Annotated in this window: 16 protein-coding genes; 7 read left to right on the plus strand and 9 right to left on the minus strand. The window is 72.5% G+C overall.

Translation table 11 applies throughout. From position 1 onward, the window contains the following. Positions 1-41: 41 nt before the first annotated feature. From AB0D99_RS01850 to AB0D99_RS01870, 5 genes are all read right to left on the minus strand, one after another. A complete protein-coding gene (locus AB0D99_RS01850; protein ID WP_362355728.1) occupies positions 42-437 on the minus strand; it encodes an Mth938-like domain-containing protein in 396 nt (131 codons plus the stop codon). Positions 438-481: 44 nt separating this feature from the next. Beyond that, a complete protein-coding gene (locus AB0D99_RS01855; protein ID WP_362355730.1) occupies positions 482-889 on the minus strand; it encodes a hypothetical protein in 408 nt (135 codons plus the stop codon). Then, the gene (locus tag AB0D99_RS01860; protein WP_362355732.1) at positions 886-1,614 is read right to left on the minus strand and encodes a 2-phosphosulfolactate phosphatase; all 729 of its coding nucleotides are present in this window, start codon (positions 1,612-1,614) and stop codon (positions 886-888) included. Before AB0D99_RS01860 ends, AB0D99_RS01855 begins: the two co-directional genes overlap by 4 nt. After that, entirely contained in the window at positions 1,614-3,251 is a 1,638-nt protein-coding gene (locus tag AB0D99_RS01865) for an ABC-F family ATP-binding cassette domain-containing protein (protein ID WP_362355734.1), read from the minus strand. Before AB0D99_RS01865 ends, AB0D99_RS01860 begins: the two co-directional genes overlap by 1 nt. Before the next feature lie 61 nt (positions 3,252-3,312). Continuing rightward, positions 3,313-4,347: an oxidoreductase gene (locus AB0D99_RS01870; RefSeq protein ID WP_362355736.1), complete on the minus strand. Its 1,035-nt coding sequence runs from the start codon at positions 4,345-4,347 to the stop codon at positions 3,313-3,315. A gap of 103 nt (positions 4,348-4,450) precedes the next feature. Between AB0D99_RS01870 and AB0D99_RS01875 the strand changes: the two genes are divergently transcribed. Further along, a complete protein-coding gene (locus tag AB0D99_RS01875; RefSeq protein WP_362355738.1) occupies positions 4,451-5,407 on the plus strand; it encodes an FAD-dependent oxidoreductase in 957 nt (318 codons plus the stop codon). 65 nt (positions 5,408-5,472) lie between these two features. Here AB0D99_RS01875 and AB0D99_RS01880 read toward each other — a convergent pair whose 3' ends face one another. The 4 genes from AB0D99_RS01880 to AB0D99_RS01895 all read right to left on the minus strand — a co-directional run bounded on the left by AB0D99_RS01880 (position 5,473) and on the right by AB0D99_RS01895 (position 11,014). Then, positions 5,473-5,778 carry a hypothetical protein gene (locus tag AB0D99_RS01880; protein WP_362355740.1) on the minus strand — a complete coding sequence of 102 codons (306 nt, stop codon included), beginning with the start codon at positions 5,776-5,778 and terminating at the stop codon, positions 5,473-5,475. 103 nt (positions 5,779-5,881) lie between these two features. Next, positions 5,882-7,552 (minus strand): BCCT family transporter, encoded by a 1,671-nt coding sequence (locus AB0D99_RS01885; protein ID WP_362356043.1) that lies wholly within the window; start codon positions 7,550-7,552, stop codon positions 5,882-5,884. A 163-nt stretch (positions 7,553-7,715) separates the two neighbouring features. Further along, the gene (locus AB0D99_RS01890) at positions 7,716-9,026 is read right to left on the minus strand and encodes a M14 family zinc carboxypeptidase (protein WP_362355742.1); all 1,311 of its coding nucleotides are present in this window, start codon (positions 9,024-9,026) and stop codon (positions 7,716-7,718) included. Further along, positions 9,023-11,014, minus strand: coding sequence for a Xaa-Pro dipeptidyl-peptidase (locus tag AB0D99_RS01895; RefSeq protein ID WP_362355744.1), 1,992 nt, complete (start codon positions 11,012-11,014; stop codon positions 9,023-9,025). Before AB0D99_RS01895 ends, AB0D99_RS01890 begins: the two co-directional genes overlap by 4 nt. Positions 11,015-11,217: 203 nt before the next feature. Between AB0D99_RS01895 and AB0D99_RS01900 the strand changes: the two genes are divergently transcribed. The 6 genes from AB0D99_RS01900 to AB0D99_RS01925 all read left to right on the plus strand — a co-directional run bounded on the left by AB0D99_RS01900 (position 11,218) and on the right by AB0D99_RS01925 (position 18,416). Next, on the plus strand, positions 11,218-12,753 hold the full coding sequence (locus AB0D99_RS01900; protein ID WP_362355746.1) for a M1 family metallopeptidase: 1,536 nt from the start codon (positions 11,218-11,220) through the stop codon (positions 12,751-12,753). Positions 12,754-12,857: 104 nt separating this feature from the next. Next, complete coding sequence (locus AB0D99_RS01905; protein WP_362355748.1) at positions 12,858-13,838, plus strand: ADP-ribosylation family protein; 981 nt, start codon at positions 12,858-12,860, stop codon at positions 13,836-13,838. A gap of 124 nt (positions 13,839-13,962) precedes the next feature. Further along, entirely contained in the window at positions 13,963-14,991 is a 1,029-nt protein-coding gene (locus AB0D99_RS01910; protein ID WP_362355750.1) for a LacI family DNA-binding transcriptional regulator, read from the plus strand. Between the two features lie 157 nt (positions 14,992-15,148). Beyond that, entirely contained in the window at positions 15,149-16,453 is a 1,305-nt protein-coding gene (locus tag AB0D99_RS01915) for an extracellular solute-binding protein (RefSeq protein WP_362355752.1), read from the plus strand. Positions 16,454-16,740: 287 nt separating this feature from the next. Then, on the plus strand, positions 16,741-17,580 hold the full coding sequence (locus AB0D99_RS01920; RefSeq protein WP_362356045.1) for a sugar ABC transporter permease: 840 nt from the start codon (positions 16,741-16,743) through the stop codon (positions 17,578-17,580). Beyond that, positions 17,577-18,416, plus strand: coding sequence for a carbohydrate ABC transporter permease (locus AB0D99_RS01925; RefSeq protein WP_362355754.1), 840 nt, complete (start codon positions 17,577-17,579; stop codon positions 18,414-18,416). The genes AB0D99_RS01920 and AB0D99_RS01925 overlap by 4 nt, the downstream gene beginning before the upstream one ends. The last annotated feature ends 79 nt before the right edge of the window (positions 18,417-18,495 follow it).

The following is an 18,495-nucleotide window of genomic DNA, read 5'->3' on the forward strand; positions in this document are numbered from 1 at the left end:
CGTGCCGGGGTCTCCCGCCGCCCTTCGGCGCGGGCGGTCGCTCAGCAGGTCGAGTGGAAGAGCCCGCCCACGGGCCGGGAGCCGGCGATCAGCGCGTTGTAGCGCTCGACGGCTGCGGGGGTCTCGTCCACATGGACGTCCACTCCGGCCTCTCGCAGCAGCTCCAGGGTCGGCGGGGCGACCCCCAGCCGCCCGTGCATGCCGAGGCCGAGGACGACGACCTCGGCGCCCCTGTCGAGGAGCACGCGTACGTCCCCCGGTTGTATCCCGGGGCTGTGCCGGGTGCCGTGCTCGGCCCAGTCCCACGCGTGGCCGCCGCCCGGGTACAGGACGAAGTCCTTGCCCGGGGCGATGCCTTCGGCTTCCATCAGGCCCCAGTCGAGGCGGATGATCTTCGGGGAGCGGGCCGGGCTCGTCGACTCGTCGATGTCGGTCATGCGGGCAGCATCGCAGCCCCGGCGTCGGCCCGAGCGGGAACCCCCTACGCGTTCGGGAGGAAGCGGAGGGCCCATTCGGCGCGGTTGGCCACGGTGAGGTCGTCGTCCTCCGTCAAGGGCAGGAGCAGGGCCCGGGAGCGGGTGGGGTCGGCCTGGACCAGTTCGACGATCTCGGTCGCCAGGGCGTCCTGGTCGTCGCCGAGGTCGACGGAAGAGGCCCGCAGCAGGGCGGGCAGGGCGTCCGGTCCGCCGATCGCGGCGAGGACGCCGCCGAGCAGCTCGCGGGCGTAGGCGTTGCGCTCGACGAGGGCGCGGTCCAATTCGGACTGGAGACGCGGCAGGAGCGCGGCGTCGCCCGAGGCGGCGATCTCGTCCGCGAGGTCGATGGTCTCGTCGACGTCGGCGTCGAGGTCGTCCAGCATCTCGGTGAGCCGGGTCAGCAGGTCGGTCATGGTGCCTCCAGGAATGCGCCGTCCGTCAGGACGGGGACGGTCTCCGAGGTGTCGACCTCGGCGGCCACCGCCACGTCCTGCGGATAGCCGTACTCGTACAGTTCACGCCCCGAATCGCAGCGGCGCAGCTCCGCCGCGGGGTCCTCCGTCGCCTCCCACAGCGTGGCCGCCGCCCGCGCCTCGGGCGTCAGGTCGCAGGCGACCAGGGCACGCAGAGCAGCCAGCACGGCGCCCGCGCCCAGCAGGTCCTCCAGGGCGGGGCGCAGGGAGCCGTCCGGCCACCGTTCGCCCGCGGCGACGACGGCGAGCGGGCGGGCGTCGGAGCCGTAGCCGTGCCGGGCCAGCCAGTGGGCGACCGCCGTGCGGTTGCGGAGCGAGGCGGCGACCACGGTCGCCCGGCCCGCCCCCGCCGCGATCGTGGAGCCGTTCGGGGACGGCAGGACCAGCCGCGGGACGGGCGGGGCTGCCCGCAGCGCGGCCGGGGAGAGGGTCCACGGGGTCTCGGGCGACGCCTCGCTCCGGCCGACGGCGAGGACCGCGTCCCGATCCGCCGCGTACGCCGCCGCCGTCCCGTCCCTCCAGCGGTACGGGATGACGGAGGTCCCGGCCTCGACCGCCACGCCCACCGACGTGGTGAAGGAGAGGACGTCGACGACGACCAGGCATGCGGCGTCCCCGGCCAGCAGGGCCGCCTCCGTCGGGCCCCAGCCGAAGACGGCACCCATCAGAGTTCGGTCACCTTGCCGGCCGCGACCTCGACGCGACGGGTGGTGCGCACCGCGTCGAGCATCCGCCGGTCGTGGGTGACCAGGAGCAGCGTGCCGGTGTAGGAGTCGAGGGCGGACTCCAGCTGTTCGATGGCCGCCAGGTCCAGGTGGTTGGTCGGCTCGTCGAGCACCAGCAGGTTCACCCCGCGCCCCTGGAGCAGGGCCAGCGCGGCGCGGGTGCGCTCGCCCGGGGAGAGCGTGGTGGCCGGGCGCAGGACGTGGTCGGCCTTGAGTCCGAACTTCGCGAGCAGCGTCCGCACGTCGGCCGGCTCGGTCTCCGGCACCGCCGCGCAGAAGGCGTCGAGCAGCGACTCGGAGCCGTGGAAGAGCTTCCGCGCCTGGTCGACCTCGCCGACGACGACCCCCGAGCCGAGCACCGCGTCGCCCGCGTCGAGCGGGAGCCGGCCGAGGAGCGCGGCGAGCAGGGTCGACTTGCCGGCGCCGTTCGCGCCGGTGATGGCGACGCGATCGGCCCAGTCGATCTGGAGCGTGGCGGGCCCGAAGCGGAAGTCGCCGCGCCGGACCTCCGCCTCGCGCAGGGTGGCCACGACCGAGCCCGAGCGCGGGGCGGCGGCGATCTCCATCCGCAGCTCCCACTCCTTGCGGGGCTCCTCGACGACGTCGAGCCGTTCGATCATCCGCTGCGTCTGCCGGGCCTTGGCGGCCTGCTTCTCGCTGGCCTCGCTGCGGGCGTTGCGGCCGAGCTTGTCGCCGTCGGTGGCCTTGCGGCGGGCGTTCTTGACGCCCTTGTCCATCCAGGACCGCTGCATGTGGCCGCGCGCTTCGAGGGCCGCCTTCCTGCCCGCGTACTCCTCGTAGTCCTCGCGGGCGTGCCTCCGGGCGGTGTCCCGCTCCTCCAGGTACGCCTCGTAGCCGCCGCCGTAGAGGGTGATCTGCTGCTGGGCGAGGTCGAGTTCGAGGACCTTGGTCACCGTGCGGGTGAGGAACTCGCGGTCGTGGCTGATGACGACCGTGCCGGCGCGCAGCCCCCGTACGAAGGCTTCGAGCCGCTCCAGGCCGTCGAGGTCGAGGTCGTTGGTGGGCTCGTCGAGGAGGAAGACGTCGTAGCGGGAGAGGAGCAGGGAGGCGAGGCCCGCGCGGGCGGCCTGGCCGCCGGAGAGGGAGGTCATCGGCTGGTCGAGGCCGACGGTCAGGCCGAGGGAGTCGGTGACCTCCCCGGCGCGCTCGTCCAGGTCGGCGCCGCCGAGGTCGAGCCAGCGTTCCAGGCTCAGGGCGTACGCGTCGTCGGCGCCGGGCGTCCCGTCGACCAGGCCCTGGGTGGCCTCGTCCATGGCGGCCTGCGCCGCGGCCACGCCCGTGCGGCGGGCCAGGAACTCCCGTACAGTCTCGCCCTCGCGCCGCTCCGGCTCCTGGGGCAGGTGGCCGACGGTGGCGGTGGGCGGGGAGAGCCTCAGCTCGCCGTCCTCGGGGGTGTCGAGCCCGGCGAGCAGCCGCAGCAGGGTCGACTTGCCGGCGCCGTTGACGCCGACGAGGCCGATGACGTCGCCCGGGGCGACGACGAGGTCGAGGCCGGCGAAGAGGGAGCGTTCGCCGTGGCCGGCGGCGAGGTCCTTGGCGACGAGGGTTGCAGTCATCAGGAGATGAATCCTAGGTCAGGCCCGCGGGTGGACCCGTATGCGGCCGGTGCTCCCGCCGTCAGCGGACGACCGGGACCACCAGCTCGCTGCCGGTGGTGCGGGCCACGACGAAGGACTGTCCCTTGACCGCCTTGGCGTCCAGCGGGATCCGGTGGACGCCGGGCTCCAGCACGTCGTCGAGGAGCAGCTTCTCGTGGGTGCGGTAGAGCCGGTCGAGTCGGTAGGCGACGAGCTGGACGCCGACCGCGGAGCTGACCTGGATGGTGGCCTCGGCCGCCGTGGCGGCCAGCGCGGTGACGCGGCGCCGCTCCGGCGGGGTCGGGTCGAGGGCGGTGACGATCTGGGCGACGAGCACGGGGATGACCGGGGCCAGCCCGTCGACGTACGCGATGTCGGCGCCGGCGCGCGCGAAGGAGTCGCGGACCCCGGCCCGCACCTCGTCGCCGACGGCCCGGCCGAAGGCGACGGCGCCGTAGCCGCGCAGCTCGTCGTCGGTGACCCCGTCGGTGTCCTGGACGATGTCGGCGCCGATGCCGATGGTGCGCAGGGCCGCGGCGAGCTTGCCGAGGACGGCCGCGCGGGCTCCGATGAGCAGGACACGGCGGTGGGAGGGCGTGGCCGTCCCGTCCTCTCCGTCCGGGAGGAGCCGCTCCAGCTCGGCGCGGTACCGGTCGCCGCGGAAGCGGTACGGGCCGATCCCCCGGTAGCCGTTGAAGTCGAGGTCGGCGCTGTCGTCGGTCTGCCAGGCGAAGTCGCGCCAGACGATGTCGTCGCCGTCGCGCTCGATGACGGCGGTGACCGCCCCGCAGCCGAGGTCGTCGCACTCGGGACAGCCGTAGATCACATGGCGGCCGCCCGCCAGTGGCGCCTCGGCCTCCAGCAGGAGCCCGCGCACGCTGTCGGTGAGGATCGCGGGCGGGATGTCGGAGGCGAGGGGCGAGACGGCGTCGAGGTCGGCGAGGCGGAAGAGGAGTGGCCGGCCGTCGACGACGAAGTCGAGGAAGTCCCGGTGCATGCGACGGCTGCCGCCCGGGGAGACGGCGCCGGTGCGTATCGCGGGGGCGAGGGCGAAGGACGCGTACTCGGCAGACATGTTCGGAAGTATTCCCCGGCGGCGGGCGATCCGTGCATGGTCCGTGCGGGCATGACCGGTCGCGACGTGGTCCGGCCGGGCGTGGTCCGGGTACGTTCCGCTCATGAGCGAACAGGTGATCGTGGTCGGCGGCGGCGTCATCGGTCTGACGACGGCCCTGACCCTGGCGGAGCGCGGGCTGCGGGTGCGGGTGTGGTCGCGGGAGGCGGTGACGGAGACGACCTCCGCGGTGGCGGGGGCGCTGTGGTGGCCGTATCGGATCGAGCCGGAGGCGGAGGCCGGCGCCTGGGCGCTGGCATCGCTGCGGGTGTACGAGAGGCTGGCGGACGATCCCCTGGGCACGGGGGTCCGGATGGTGCCGGGTGTCCACGCGGACACGGTCCTCGGGAATCTCGGGGACTGGGCGCGGGAGGTCTCCGGCCTGCGGCAGTTGGCGGCCGGGGAGGTGCCGGGTCCGTACCGGGTGGGGCTGGCGGCCCGGCTGCCGCTGATCGACATGCCGGTCCATCTGGAGTGGCTGCGGGCCCGGTTCGAGGCGGCGGGCGGGGTGGTGGAGCGGCGGGCGGTGACCGGCTTCGGGGAGGCGGCCGAACGGGCGCGGGTGGTGGTCGACTGCGCGGGACTCGGTGCCCGGGAGCTCGTGCCGGACGCTGGGCTGCGTCCGGTGCGGGGGCAGTTGGTGCTGGTGGAGAATCCGGGGATCGAGGAGTGGTTCACGGCCGCCGACGCGGCGTCGAGTGACACGACGTACTTCTTCCCGCAGCCCGGGCGGCTGATCCTGGGCGGGACGGCACAGGAGGGTGACGAGCGGCTCGGGGCGGATCCGGCGACGGCGGCGGCGATCGTGGCGCGGTGCGCGCGCGTGCGGCCCGAGATCGCGGGCGCCCGGGTGCTGGGGCACCGGGTGGGGCTGCGGCCGGCCCGGTCGGGTGGGGTGCGGATCGAGGCGGAGCGGCTGCCGGGCGGCGGACGGCTGGTCCACAACTACGGGCACGGAGGAGCGGGGGTGACGGTCGCCTGGGGCTGCGCCCGCAGCGCTGCCGATCTGGCGACCGGCTGAACGACCGGGGAAGGCGCGACCCCGGCCCGGTCGCGAGACCGGGCCGGGGTCGGGCCCGCGGAGGGTTACTGCCAGGGCTTGCCGGCGTTGTTGTCCGCGTCGACACACGCCTGGGCCTGGCGCTCCAGGGCGTCGGCATAGGCGCGGACCTTGCGGGCCTCCGCCGTGGATCCGAGGCGCTGGAGCTTGGCGGCCTTGGAACGGAGTTCGGCCGCCTGCTGCCGCAGCTTGGGGACGTCGCAGACGATCTTCTTGCCGGCCGCGTGCGCGGGCTCGGCGGTCACCGTCTGACCGAGCAGCAGGCCCCCGGCCAGCAGCGTCGTCGCGGTCAGGGCGGTCAGGGTGCGGCGCAGCGGCGTCGCGTGGTTCATGTGGTTCACCTTTCGGGCCGTGGGGACCCCGCTGCGGCCGTCGGCCGGAGAGGCCCCCACCAGGTACGGTCGATACCGGCCGGTAACAATAGCTGACGCCCGATCAACTCCCGTCACCCGGTGCCCCCGTACCCGGTCCGATGCGCAGTTCGAAGTCGCCGTCGTACTTCTCGTGACCCGCGATCACGGCCAGTTCGATCACCTCCTCGCCCACCTCGCCCCGGACGATGAGCGGGTCGTGGCGCAGGTCCCGCATGAGCGCCACACACATGCCGATCATCACGAGGACGAACGGCGCGGCCACCAGGATCGTGAGGTTCTGCAGGCCGGCGAGCGCGTCACCCTGGCCGTCCCCGATGAGGAGCATGATGGCGGCGACGGCGCCGGTCACCACACCCCAGAACACGACCACGGGACGGGTCGGTTCGAAGGAGCCGCGCTGCGAGAGCGTCCCCATGACGATCGAGGCGGCGTCCGCGCCCGAGACGAAGAAGATGCCCACGAGGATCATCACCAGCAGGCTCATGACGCCGGTGATCGGGAACTCCTGGAGCAGACCGAAGAGTTGCCCCTCCGGGGTCGTCTCCTCGGAGAGCTCGCCGCGTTCGCTGAGCTTCATCGCCGTGCCGCCGAAGACGGCGAACCAGACGAGGCTCACGGTGCTCGGCACGAGGATGACCCCGCCGACGAACTGACGGATCGTCCGGCCCCTGCTGATGCGGGCGATGAACATGCCGACGAAGGGCGTCCAGGAGATCCACCAGGCCCAGTAGAAGACCGTCCAGCTCCCCAGCCAGTCATGGACGTTCTCTCCCGCGGTCACCTCGGTGCGTCCGATCAGCTGCGGCAGGTCACCGATGTAGGCGGCGATCGAGGTGGGCAGCAGATCCAGGACGACGATGGTGGGGCCGGCCACGAAGACGAACAGGGCGAGCACCACGGCGAGCACCATGTTGATGTTGGACAGCCACTGGATGCCCTTCTCGACGCCCGAGATCGCGGACAGCACGAACGCCACGGTCAGGACGGCGATGATGCCGACGAGCAGCGCGGTCCCGGTCGTCCTCAGCCATCCCAGCTCCTCGATCCCGCTGCCGATCTGGAGCGCGCCGAGCCCCAGCGAGGCGGCCGACCCGAAGAGGGTGGCGAAGATGGCCAGGATGTCGATGACCCGGCCCGGGCCGCCGTTGGCCGCCTTCTTGCCGATCAGCGGGACGAAGACGGCGCTGATGGTCTGCCGCCGGCGGCGCCGGAAGGTGGAGTACGCGATCGCGAGCCCCACCACGGCGTAGATCGCCCACGGGTGCAGCGTCCAGTGGAAGAGGGTCGTGGCCATCGAGACCTGCATCCGCTCGGCCGAGTCGGCCGGGCTGGTGCCGGGCGGCGGGGTGCCGTAGTGGGCGAGCGGTTCGCTCACTCCGTAGAACATCAGGCCGATGCCCATGCCGGCGCTGAACATCATCGCGATCCACGACACGGTCCGGAACTCGGGGCCCTCGGTCTCGTGGCCGAGGGTGATCCGCCCGTACCGGCTGATGGCGAGCCACAGCGCGAAGACGACGAAGCCGGAGGCGGCGAGCATGAACGCCCAGCCCCCGTTGCGGATCAGGCCGTCGAGGAGGTCGCTGGAGACGCTCTCCAGGCTGCCCGTGGCCGTGGCGCCCCAGACCACGAACGCGACGGTGAGAACGGCGGTGACGCCGAACACGATCCAGTCGGTCCGGGCCTTGGACTGGTGGCCGGGGCCACGCGGGAGGGCCACCGTCACCGGCAGCCCTTCCCGGCCTCCTCCTCGCCCTCCGCCGCCCCCGGGCTCGCCCGCTCTCTGTTCTTCCTGCGACAAGGTGGCACCTTTCACGGCATTACGGGACAGACTGAACTCGCTCCGTAAGGCAGTACCACACGTGACGCGCTACATCCGGGACCAACTCAGCCCATCAACAGACCTCCACCGGCTGTCCGGTGGTGAGCCGGTACGCCGCCCGGCCGTCGAGCAGCAGCGGGACGAGCGCGCGCTGCGACTGCCGCAGGGGGACGAGGACGCCGTCGCCGTCCCGCCGGACGGTGATCCCGTGCAGGGCGAGTTCGTCGCCGAACTCGGCGTACTGCGCGCGGTCCAGCCGATAGCCGCAGGGCGGGTCCTGGATCGTCTCGGCGGGCTCGGGCGGGTCGTTGTCCGCACCCCCGAGCATCACCGGCCCCCGGTCGGCGAACCCGGCCACCCGGGCCGCCGCCGTGGCCGCGCCGAGCCGCCCGCGCCGCTCGTCGACATAGCTGAAGGCACCCTTCAGAGCGGCGAGTTGCGTGCGCACCCGGCGCAGCTGATTGCGCGCCGTGTCGTCCTTCTCGGCCTCGGTCAGGGCCTCGACCCGAGTCTCCACGAGCAGCCCGACGGAGTGCTTGACCCCGGCCGTGTTGCGCAGGATCCGCTCCTGGCCGTCGCCCGCGACCTGCTTGACGGGCTTTCCGGTCAGGGGGTCGGTCCAGATCCCGTAGATGCCGCTGCCGAAGCCGGCGGCACCGGCCGCCGGCCGGACGTAGGACTCCGAGAGGGTGTGGGACTCGTCGTGCACGTGCGCGGCGGCGTTCGGGTTGCGCGGCCAGAGCGCCAGCAGGTCCTTGTCGTAGTAGGGCGAGGTCCCGCCGTACTCGTGGAGGTCGTAGATCACCTCCGGGCGCCGGTCCCTGATGAGCGCGGCCATCGCCCGGCCCTCGGCGGTCTTCAGGGCGATGTGGTCGCGGTTGACGTCGACGCCGTCGGCGTTGCCCCGGGTGTCGGCCTCGCGCCCGTCCGGGTTGGCGGAGGGCACGACGAGAACGGTGGTGCGCGCGAGGAAGCGGCGGGTCTCCGGGTCCCGCGCGTACGCCAGGTCCCGCACGGTGGTGAGACATGCCTCCCGGCCCGACGGCTCGTCACCGTGCTGGCTGCAGACCAGCAGCACGGTGGTGCCGGCATGGGGCGAGCCGACGGTGGCGAGCCGGATCGGGCGGCCCTGCTGCGTCGTGCCGAGGGTGCGCACCGACACGCGGTCGCTGCCCCGGTCGACGGCGGCGAGGAACGCCGTCTCCTCCTGCTCGCCGGTCCACCGGGCGCCCCCGCTCCCCTCGAAGCCCGTTCTCGGGGGCGGGGTGGCGGCCGCGGTGCCCGCGGCCTCCGCGGGGACCGCGACGAGCGGGAGACCGAGGGCGGCGACGCCCGCCACGAGGGCGAGCGTCCGCCGGGAGCGGCGGTGCGGGGTGTGCGTCATCGGGCCTCTCCGGGAAGCGGGTGGTTCGAGCGCGGGTGTCCGACGCCGTCCAGCACGCGTCCGCCGGGTGCGAGGCGGGCGCCGTCCGTGCCGGCCGTCGCCCGGGTGAAGGCGTCCGGGCCGCCGACCAGGGGCAGTTTGGCAGAGGTGCGGGCCAGATCGAGGGTGATCGTCGGCGTGGTGGACGGCGGATCGAGGAGGTCCTTGTCGGTGCCGCCGATGATCAGGGCGAGCCGGTGCCCGGCCGGGACGACGTGGTCGGTGGCCGCCAGCTTCAGGGTCATCGTGTACGCCGTGCCCGGGGTCAGCGGCCGGCCCCTGCCGGGGTTGGCCCAGGTGCCCAGGTCAGCCCAGCCTCGGCTGACGACCGTGAAGTCCACGTCGGCCGTGCGGGCCTCGGTGTCCTTGAAGCAGGCGCTGTCGCCGCTCGTGCTCGCGCCCCAGCAGGACCGCTGGGTGAGCGTGGTGATGCCCTCACCCGGCGCCGCGTAGTCCCGGATGGTGTCGGGGCCGATGTCGACGAGAACGGCCGTCAGATGGGCGGTCGGGGTCGACGGGGTGGCGGTGACGGTGACCGTGGAGGGGCCCGAGAGCCGCAGGTCGCGTCCGAGCGGCCGGGTGACGAAGCCGGCCTTGGCGGCGGTCGGCTCGTCGATCCGCGCGGCCCAGTCCGTCTCGCCCAGGGCCGGGTCGTCGGTGAAGGTCTCCGTGGCGCCGGGTGCCGCGGCGGTACGGCCGAGGGTCCCGACACCGGGCGCGGTGCCCGTGCCGGGGCGCAGCGTGGTGGGCCCGGTGGCGCGCGGCGGCCAGACCCGGTCGGTGGTCCAGCGGTCCGGGGCACGTTCGACGTCGGCCATGGGCTCCCGGTCGATGCCGTTGTCGTGACCGAGGAGGTAGTGGTCGAACCAGCGGTGCAGGGTGCGGACCCAGTCCGCGCGCCGGAAGTCGAAGGGGTCGACGTGACCGGTCTGGGAGAGCCAGATCTTGCGCTCGACACCACGGGCGGCGAGGGCGTCCCACCACTGGCCGAAGTGGTTGGCGCGGACGTTGAGGTCCTGCTGCCCGTGCACGACGAAGACGCTGGCCCTCACCTTCCGGGCGTCCGGAACGTGGTCGCGCTCGCTCCAGGCCGGGGTCCAGTCGCCGCTGTACGGCGTGGCGGCGGTGATGCGCTCCTGCACCGCGCCACAACGCGCGTTCGCTTCGGGACTGTTGACGTACTCCGAGAGCCAGCTCGGGTTGGCGTTGTAGAGCGGGGCGCCCTGGGAGTGGAAGTAGTCGTACCAGGAGGAGATCGCGCCGATCGGCACGATGGTCTCCAGGCCCTCGACGCCCGTCGCGGCGACGCCGTTGGCGATGGTTCCGTCCCAGCTCTTGCCGATCATGCCGACCTTGCCGGTGGACCAGGTCGTGGCCCGGGCGCGGTCGGGGCCGGTACGGGTGGTGTATCCGCGGGCCCGGCCGTTCAGCCAGTCGACGACCGCCTTGGCGGACTGGACGTCGGAGCGGCCGCCGACGTCGTCGCAGCCGTCGGAGCGGTTGGTGCCGGCGAGATCGACGGCGACGAAGGCGTACCCGCGGGGGACGAAGTAGTTGTCGTAGAAGAGCGGGAACTGGACGGGGTTCCCTGCCGCGTCGTACGTCTTCTTCTGGCCCTCGTTGCCGCGTCCGCAGCAGGAGTAGTACGGGCTGGCGTCCATGATGACCGGGATCTTCCGGCCGGCCGCGGCGGGCTCACGGGGCCGGATGATGTCCGCCGCGACCCGGTCGGTGCGGCCGTCGCCGTCCCCGTCGAGTCCGGTGTCCACCCAGACGGACTCCCGGATCGCGTCGGCGTACGAGTGGACGGGCTTCGACTCCCTTACGGGGGCCTGCGCCTGAGCCCCGGTCGGGGACACCAGCGCGGCCATCAGGGCGGCCGAGGCGGCCGCCACCAGGGTTCTGCACGACAGACGGGCTCTGCGGGTTCTCCGCACAGGTATCGGCATGGGGCGGAACGTACCCCGGTCAACTCCCGAGCAAAAGAGTGCAGTCGTGAGCGGGAACACGCCGCCCGGGGCCGGAGCGTTCGTTTCGGCCGAATGGCGATCGTGTGGCGCGTGGGGCCATGGACATGACGGGGCGTCGTGGCCCTGAATAGTGTCGATAAGGACCGAAGACCATTCGTGCTTCTTACAGACTTGGAGCTCTCGTGCACCGCAGACTTGTCGTTCCGAGCGCGCTCGCGGCCTCTCTCCTGCTGGCGATCCCGGCATCGGCCGCCGACTACGTTCCGGGCGCATCGGGCATCGGCGATCCCTACTACCCGGCCAGTGGCAACGGCGGTTACGACGTCTCCCACTACGACCTGCGGCTGACGTACCAGCCGGCCACCGACCTCCTGGAGGGCACGGCGACGATCCTCGCCACCACGAAGCAGAACCTCTCCCGCTTCAACCTCGACCTCGGACTGAAGGTCGGCGAGGTGCGGGTGAACGGCAGGAAGGCGACGTTCGCCGCCACCGGGGAGCAGGAGCTGGAGATCACCCCGGCGACCCCGCTGGAGAAGAACAGGGCGGTCTCGATCGTCGTGCGCTACGCGGGCAAGCCCTCGGAGGTGAAGATCGGCGGCTGGACCGCCTGGCACCGCACCCCCGACGGCGGTGTCGCGGCCCAGGAGCCGGACTCGGCCGCGTGGTGGTTCCCGTCCAACGACCACCCCCTGGACAAGGCCACGTTCGACGTCTCCGTCGCCGTGCCGGACGGCACGCAGGCGATCAGCAACGGCGTGCTCCAGTCGCAGTCCTCCCGGCTGGGCTGGACCCGCTACAACTGGCGCTCCAACAAGCCGCAGGCGACCTATCTGGCCACGCTCGCGGTGGGCAGGTTCGACATCACCACCGACAAGACCGCCGCGGGGCTTCCGGTCCTCAACGCGTACAGCAGGGACCTCGGCGACAACGCGGGCGCGGCCCGGGCCTCGATCGAGCGGACGGCCGAGGTCGCGGAGTGGCTGGAGGGGGTCTTCGGGCCGTACCCCTTCAACGCGCTCGGGGGCTACGTCCCCAACGTGACCAGCGGCTACGCCCTGGAGACGCAGACCCGGCCGTTCTACAGCCCCCGGCAGTTCGCGAACGGGGCGAACGTGTCGGTGGTCGTCCACGAGCTGGCGCACCAGTGGTACGGCGACAGCGTCTCCGTCGACGGGTGGAAGGACATCTGGGTCAACGAGGGCTTCGCCCGCTACAGCCAGTGGCTCTGGTCGGAGAAGGAGGGCGAGGGCACGGCCCAGGAGCTGGCGGACTATGTCTACGCGACCCGCGCGGCCGAGGACCCGTTCTGGACGGTGAAGCCGGGCGACCCGGGCCCGGACAACCAGTTCCACATCGCCGTGTACGACCGGGGCGCGCTGGCCCTCCAGGCGCTCCGCAACGAGATCGGCGACGAGGACTTCTTCGCCGTTCTCAAGGGCTGGCCGACGGAGTTCGCGTACGGCAACGCCAGGGTCGGGGACTTCGTGGCGTACGCCGAGCGGATCTCGGGCAAGCCGCTGGCCTCGCTCTTCGACACCTGGCTGTACCAGCCGGTGAAGCCGGCCGCGCCGACGGCGGCCGGGGCCGGCGTCGGGGTCACGGCGCGGTCGGCCGCCGCCGGTCCCGCGGTGGTGAAGCCGGTGAAGCCCGCGCAGCCGAAGTCGTGGAAGAAGATCGCGGAGACGAACACGATCCACGAGCACGACGAGCACTGAGCTCGGCGGCGCGCCCCGCTCCCGCCTCCCGGGGCGGGGCGGGGCGCGCCCGCACCCGTCGGTAGGCTCGGCACGAACAGGCGGCCGGAGGGTGGGAGCACAGCGTGTCCGAGTCGGAGCGGTACGGCGATCCGGCGGTACGGGAGTCCGTGGCGGGGCGGATCGCCGCGGAGTGGGGGCTCGAACTGCCGGATTCCTTCTTCCGGTTCCTCGACTTCCTGGCCGTCCTCGGGCCCGCCGAGGAGCGGGCGCTGCGAGACGTGGAGCTCGCGCCGTACGGCGTCCTGGACCTGTTCGCCGATCCGTCGGCGCTCCCCCGCGAGGGTCTCGACATCCGGGTGCACGGCCGGTACTACCGCGACCCTCCGGAGTTCCTCACGTTCCTGCACGGCGGTTCGGACGGGCTCCACTACGGGCTCTGGTCCGACGACGGGCGCACGTGCGACGCGGTCGCCTCGTACTGGACCAACGACGGCGACGGCATCACGCGGCGCCACGGGACCCCGCTGGAGGCGGTGCGGGCACGGATCGAGCGGGCGCGGCGGGACCTGGCGGACCACGCCGCCGACGGCGAGGACGTGGGCGAGCGACTCGCCGACCTCGGGCGGCTGCGGACGGCCCTGACGGGCTTCGAGACCGGGGAACGCACCGAGACGGGCCTCGCGTACTCCGAGGCGTACGACTCCCGTCGGCTGCCCGTCGATCCCGACCGGGTCACCACCCTGGACGAGGCCGGAGCGCTGGTGTCCGGGGCGACCGCGCTCGGACGTCCACCGCACATCGGGGCCGACGAGTACCGCTTCGGCACCTTCATGGAGGAGCTGTTCCAGGACGCGGGGGCGCTCCGCGCCGCCCGCGACGAGGCGCTGCGGCGGGCGGCCGCCGGTGATCCAGCGGAGGCCCTTGTCCTCGGACGGGATCTGCACTGGGCCTCGTACGGCGAACCCGACCGCGAGGAGTACGCGCACGAGCTCCTGGCCGTCGCCTACCGGGAGCTCGGCCGTCCGGCCCTGGCGACGACGGCCGCGGCCCACCACCGTCATCGGGGCCTCTCGCAGGTGGATGTGCTGCGACGGGAGCGCTGAGGGCCGGGCCGGTCGGGCCCGCCGTCGAACCGAGAGCGCTTTCCCCGGGACGGAACCACCCGCCCGTCACCGGATACCCTCGACGCTGTAGCGCCGTCACCCACCGTGTCCGTGAGGAGCCACCTTGAGCGAGCCGACGTCCGGGACGCGTCCGACCCTGGAAGCCGTCGCCGCGCGCGCCGGGGTGTCCCGGGCCACGGTGTCCCGCGTCGTCAACGGCGGGGCCGGCGTCCGCGAGGCCCTGGCCGAGAAGGTGCGCCGGGCCGTCGAGGAGCTCGGGTACATCCCCAACCACGCGGCGCGGACCCTGGTGACCCGGCGCAACGGCGCCGTCGCCGTGATCATCGCCGAACCCGAGTTCCGGATCTTCTCGGACCCGTTCTTCGAGCAGCAGGTGCGCGGCATCAGTCGGGAACTCACCCTGCATGACGCCCAGTTGGTGCTGCTCTGGGTGGAGGGACCGGGCGATCACGAGCGGATCGCCCGCTATCTCGGAGGCGGCCACGTCGACGGCGCGCTGGCGTTCTCGCTCCACAACGACGACGAACTCCCCGAGATCGTCCGACGGGTCCAGGTGCCCACGGTCTTCGGCGGGCGCCCCGGCTGGACCGGCCCCGAGGACGAGCCACAGGTCCCGTACGTCGACTGCGACAACCGCGGCGGGGCCCGCACCGCCGTGCGCCACCTCCGCTCGCTCGGCCGCCGGAACATCGCGCACATCACCGGACCGCGCGACCAGACGTCCGCGCTCGACCGTCTCGACGGATACCGGGACGAACTCCCCGACGGCGGGCCCGACCTGGTCGCCGAGGGCGCCTTCACGGAGGAGAGCGGGGCCCGGGCGATGAGCGAACTCCTGGCCCGCCGCCCCGACCTGGACGCCGTCTTCGCGGCGAACGACCTGATGGCCTCGGGCGCGCTGCAGGTCCTGCGCGAGCAGGGCCGCCGGGTCCCCGAGGACGTGGCGCTCGTCGGCTTCGACGACATGCTGCAGGTGGCCGAGGCGACCGATCCCCCGCTCACGACCGTCCGCCAGGACATCGAGGGCATGGGCCGGCTGATGGTACGACTCCTGATGCGCACCCTGGACGGCGCGGGTGCCGTCGAGCCCGTGATCACCCCGACCGAGCTGGTCCTGCGCGCCTCCGCGTGACGGAGGCCGCCCAGGAAGTCCGTGTAAGGGCCTTGAACTCCGGGGCGAACGGCGCCGGTACATCGAGCTGTTACGCGTTCGACTCTTGACGGGAACCTCACCGGAGAGGCACGCTCCTGACGCATTCCTGAGAGCGCTCTCAAGACGGAGGCTTCCCATGCCCACTGCCCGATCCGCCCGTTCGACCGCCGCACGTCTCGGCGCCGTCGTCCTCACCGGCGCCCTGCTCGCAGCCTGCGGATCCGGGGGATCCGACGGCGCCTCCGACAGCGCGGGCGGAAAGGTCACGATCACCGTCGACCTCTACGGCTCCTTCGGCTACAAGGAGGCCGGGCTGTACGCCGCGTACGAGAAGCTCCACCCGAACGTCACCATCAAGCAGTCCGACACCGAGGACGAGCAGGACTACTGGAAGTCGCTCCAGACCAGGCTGGCCGGCGGGGGCGGACTCGCCGACGTCCAGGGCCTGGAGGTCGGACGGATCGCCTCGGTCACCCAGCAGCAGTCGGACAAGTTCGAGGACCTGACGAAGTACGGCGCGGACGCCCTGAAGGGCGAGTTCGCCGCCGCGAAGTGGTCCGCCGCGACCACGAAGGACGGCAAGGTCCTGGGACTCGGCACGGACGTCGGCCCCGAGGCGATGTGCTACCGCACGGACCTGTTCCAGCAGGCCGGACTCCCGACGGACCGGGCCGAGCTCGCCCAGAAGTGGTCCACCTGGGACGGCTACCTGGAGCTCGGCCGGCAGTACAAGGCCAAGGCCCCCGCCAAGAGCGCCTGGGTGGACAGCGTCGGCAGTCTCTACGCGGTCATGATCGGCCAGGAGGAGGAGCGGTACTACGACGCGTCCGGGAAGCTCGTCTACGCCGACAACCCCGCCGTGAAGTCCGCCTGGGACGCCTCGACGAAGGCCGCGCAGGAGGGTCTGAGCGCCAAGCTCGACCAGTGGTCGCCCCAGTGGAACCAGGCGTTCTCGACCGGCTCCTTCGCGACGCTCCCCTGCCCCGCCTGGATGCTGGGCTACATCAAGGGCCAGGCCGGTGACGCGGGCAAGGGCAAGTGGGACATCGCCAAGCTGCCCGGCGGCGCCGGGAACTGGGGCGGCTCCTACCTCGCCGTACCGCGCGCGGCCAAGCACAAGAAGGAGGCGTACGAGCTGATCAAGTGGCTCACCGCCCCCGAGCAGCAGGCCACCCTCTTCACCAAGCAGGGCAACTTCCCCTCCTCCACCGACGCCATCGCCCAGGTCTCGTCGGCGACCGACCCGTACTTCTCCGGAGCCCCGATCGGCCAGATCTTCGGTGACGCGGCCAAGGCGGCGCCGGTGCAGGTGCTCGGAATCCACGACAAGAACGTCGCCGACCAGATCACCAACGCGCTGAGCGAGGTGGAGCGCAAGGGCACCAGCCCGGAGAAGGCGTGGTCGAACGCGCGGAAGGGCGTCGAGAACGCCATCGGCTGAGCGCCGGGCAGGGGCCTCCCCGGCCCCCTGCCCCGGTTCGGAGCCGCACGCCCCGGGCGCCGCTCCGCACCGGGAGGCCGCCGTCCCGGCCGCCTCCGCCCCGCCGGCCCCGGCCGGCCTCACCCGCACCTCTCCCGACCACCCCGAAGGGCCGCAACGTGACCCTCACCGCCTCCGGGCAGGCGACGGCGCCCGTCCCGCCGCCGCCTGCCCGGTCCACCCGCCGGGCGCACCGCCGCAGGTGGGCCGCCCTCGTCCCGTACGCCTATCTCGCCCCGTTCTTCACCCTGTTCGCGGCGTTCGGGCTCTTCCCGCTCCTCTACACCGCCTTCGTCTCGCTCTACCGGGTCGAGCTGCAGACCCCCGGCGAGATGGAGTGGCGCGGCCTGGGCAACTACGCGGCGCTGCTCACCGACGAGTTCTTCTGGACCGCGCTGCGCAACACCTTCACGATCGGTGTACTGTCCACCGTGCCGCAGCTCGCGATGGCGCTCGGCCTGGCCCATCTGCTCAACTACAAGCTGCGCGGCCGGACCTTCTTCCGCACGGCGATGCTGCTGCCGTACGCCACGTCGGTGGCCGCCGCCACGCTCGTCTTCGCCCAGCTCTTCGGGCATGACTACGGACTCGTCAACTACGCCCTCTCGCTGCTCGGTTTCGATCCGGTCGACTGGCAGAACGGCACGCTCGCCTCGCAGATCGCCGTCTCCTCCATCGTGATCTGGCGCTGGACCGGCTACAACGCCCTGATCTACCTCGCCGGCATGCAGTCCATCCCCGCCGAGCTGTACGAGGCGGCGGAGATGGACGGCGCCTCGCGGTGGCGCCAGTTCTTCCACGTCACCCTGCCCGGGCTGCGTCCGACGATCGTCTTCACCACGGTCGTCTCCACCATCGGCGCGACCCAGCTCTTCGGTGAGCCGCTGCTCTTCGAGGGGTCGATCTCGGGCGGCATCTCCCACCAGTACCAGACGCTCGGGCTCTATCTGTACGAACAGGGCTGGGGCTTCTTCCACCTCGGCCGGGCCGCCGCCATCGCCTGGCTGATGTTCCTGCTCATTCTCGTCCTGGTCGGGGTCAACGCCCTGATCGTGCGCCGCCGTTCACGGAAGGAGGGCCGGGCATGACCACGCGTGTCGCCGGCCGTACGGGCCACGGGGGCCGGATCACGTACGCGATCCTGGTCCTCGCCGTCCTCGTCTCCGCCTTCCCGTTCTACTGGACGATCGTCGCCGCGAGCCGTTCCAACGCCGATCTGGCGCAGGTGCCGCCGACCCTGCTTCCCGGCCCCAACCTCTTCCGCAACTTCGAGGCGGTGATGGAGGAGGCGGACATCGGGAAGGCCCTCTTCAACTCCCTCGTGGTCTCGGGCTCCATCACCGTCGGCACCGTGCTGTGCTGCACGCTGGCCGGGTTCGCCTTCGCCAAGCTGCGCTTCCGCGGCCGGGGCGCGCTGCTCGCGATCACGGTCGGCACGATGATGATCCCGCCGCAGCTCGGAGTGATCCCGCTCTTCATGCTGATCGCCGAGCTGGGCTGGGTGAACCAGCTGCAGTCCGTGATCCTGCCCGGACTCGTCTCCGCCTTCGGCGTCTTCTTCATGCGCCAGTACCTGGTCCAGTCGCTGCCGGACGAGCTGATCGAGGCGGCGCGGGTCGACGGGGCGTCCTCGGCCCGGATCTTCTGGTCGATCGTGGTGCCCGTCGCCCGGCCCGGGATGGCGGTGCTCGGACTGCTGACCTTCATGGCCGCCTGGAACGACTTCTTCTGGCCGATCGTCGCGCTGTCCTCGCAGGAGCCGACGGTGCAGGTCGCGCTGCGTCAGCTGGGCGGCGGCTATGTCCACGACCAGTCCGTGATCATGGCGGGCACGCTGCTCGGCACCCTGCCGGTCCTGCTCGTCTTCGGTCTCCTCGGCCGGCAGATCGTGGGCGGCATCATGCAGGGCGCCGTCAAGGGCTGAGCCGACCGGGCCGGCCGTCGACCGTCGACCGTCGGCCCCTGCCCCTGCCCCTGCCCCTGCCCCTGCCCCTGCCCCTGCC

The sequence above is a fragment of the Streptomyces sp. NPDC047971 genome, from assembly GCF_040653355.1.
In the GTDB taxonomy this organism is placed as follows: domain Bacteria; phylum Actinomycetota; class Actinomycetes; order Streptomycetales; family Streptomycetaceae; genus Streptomyces.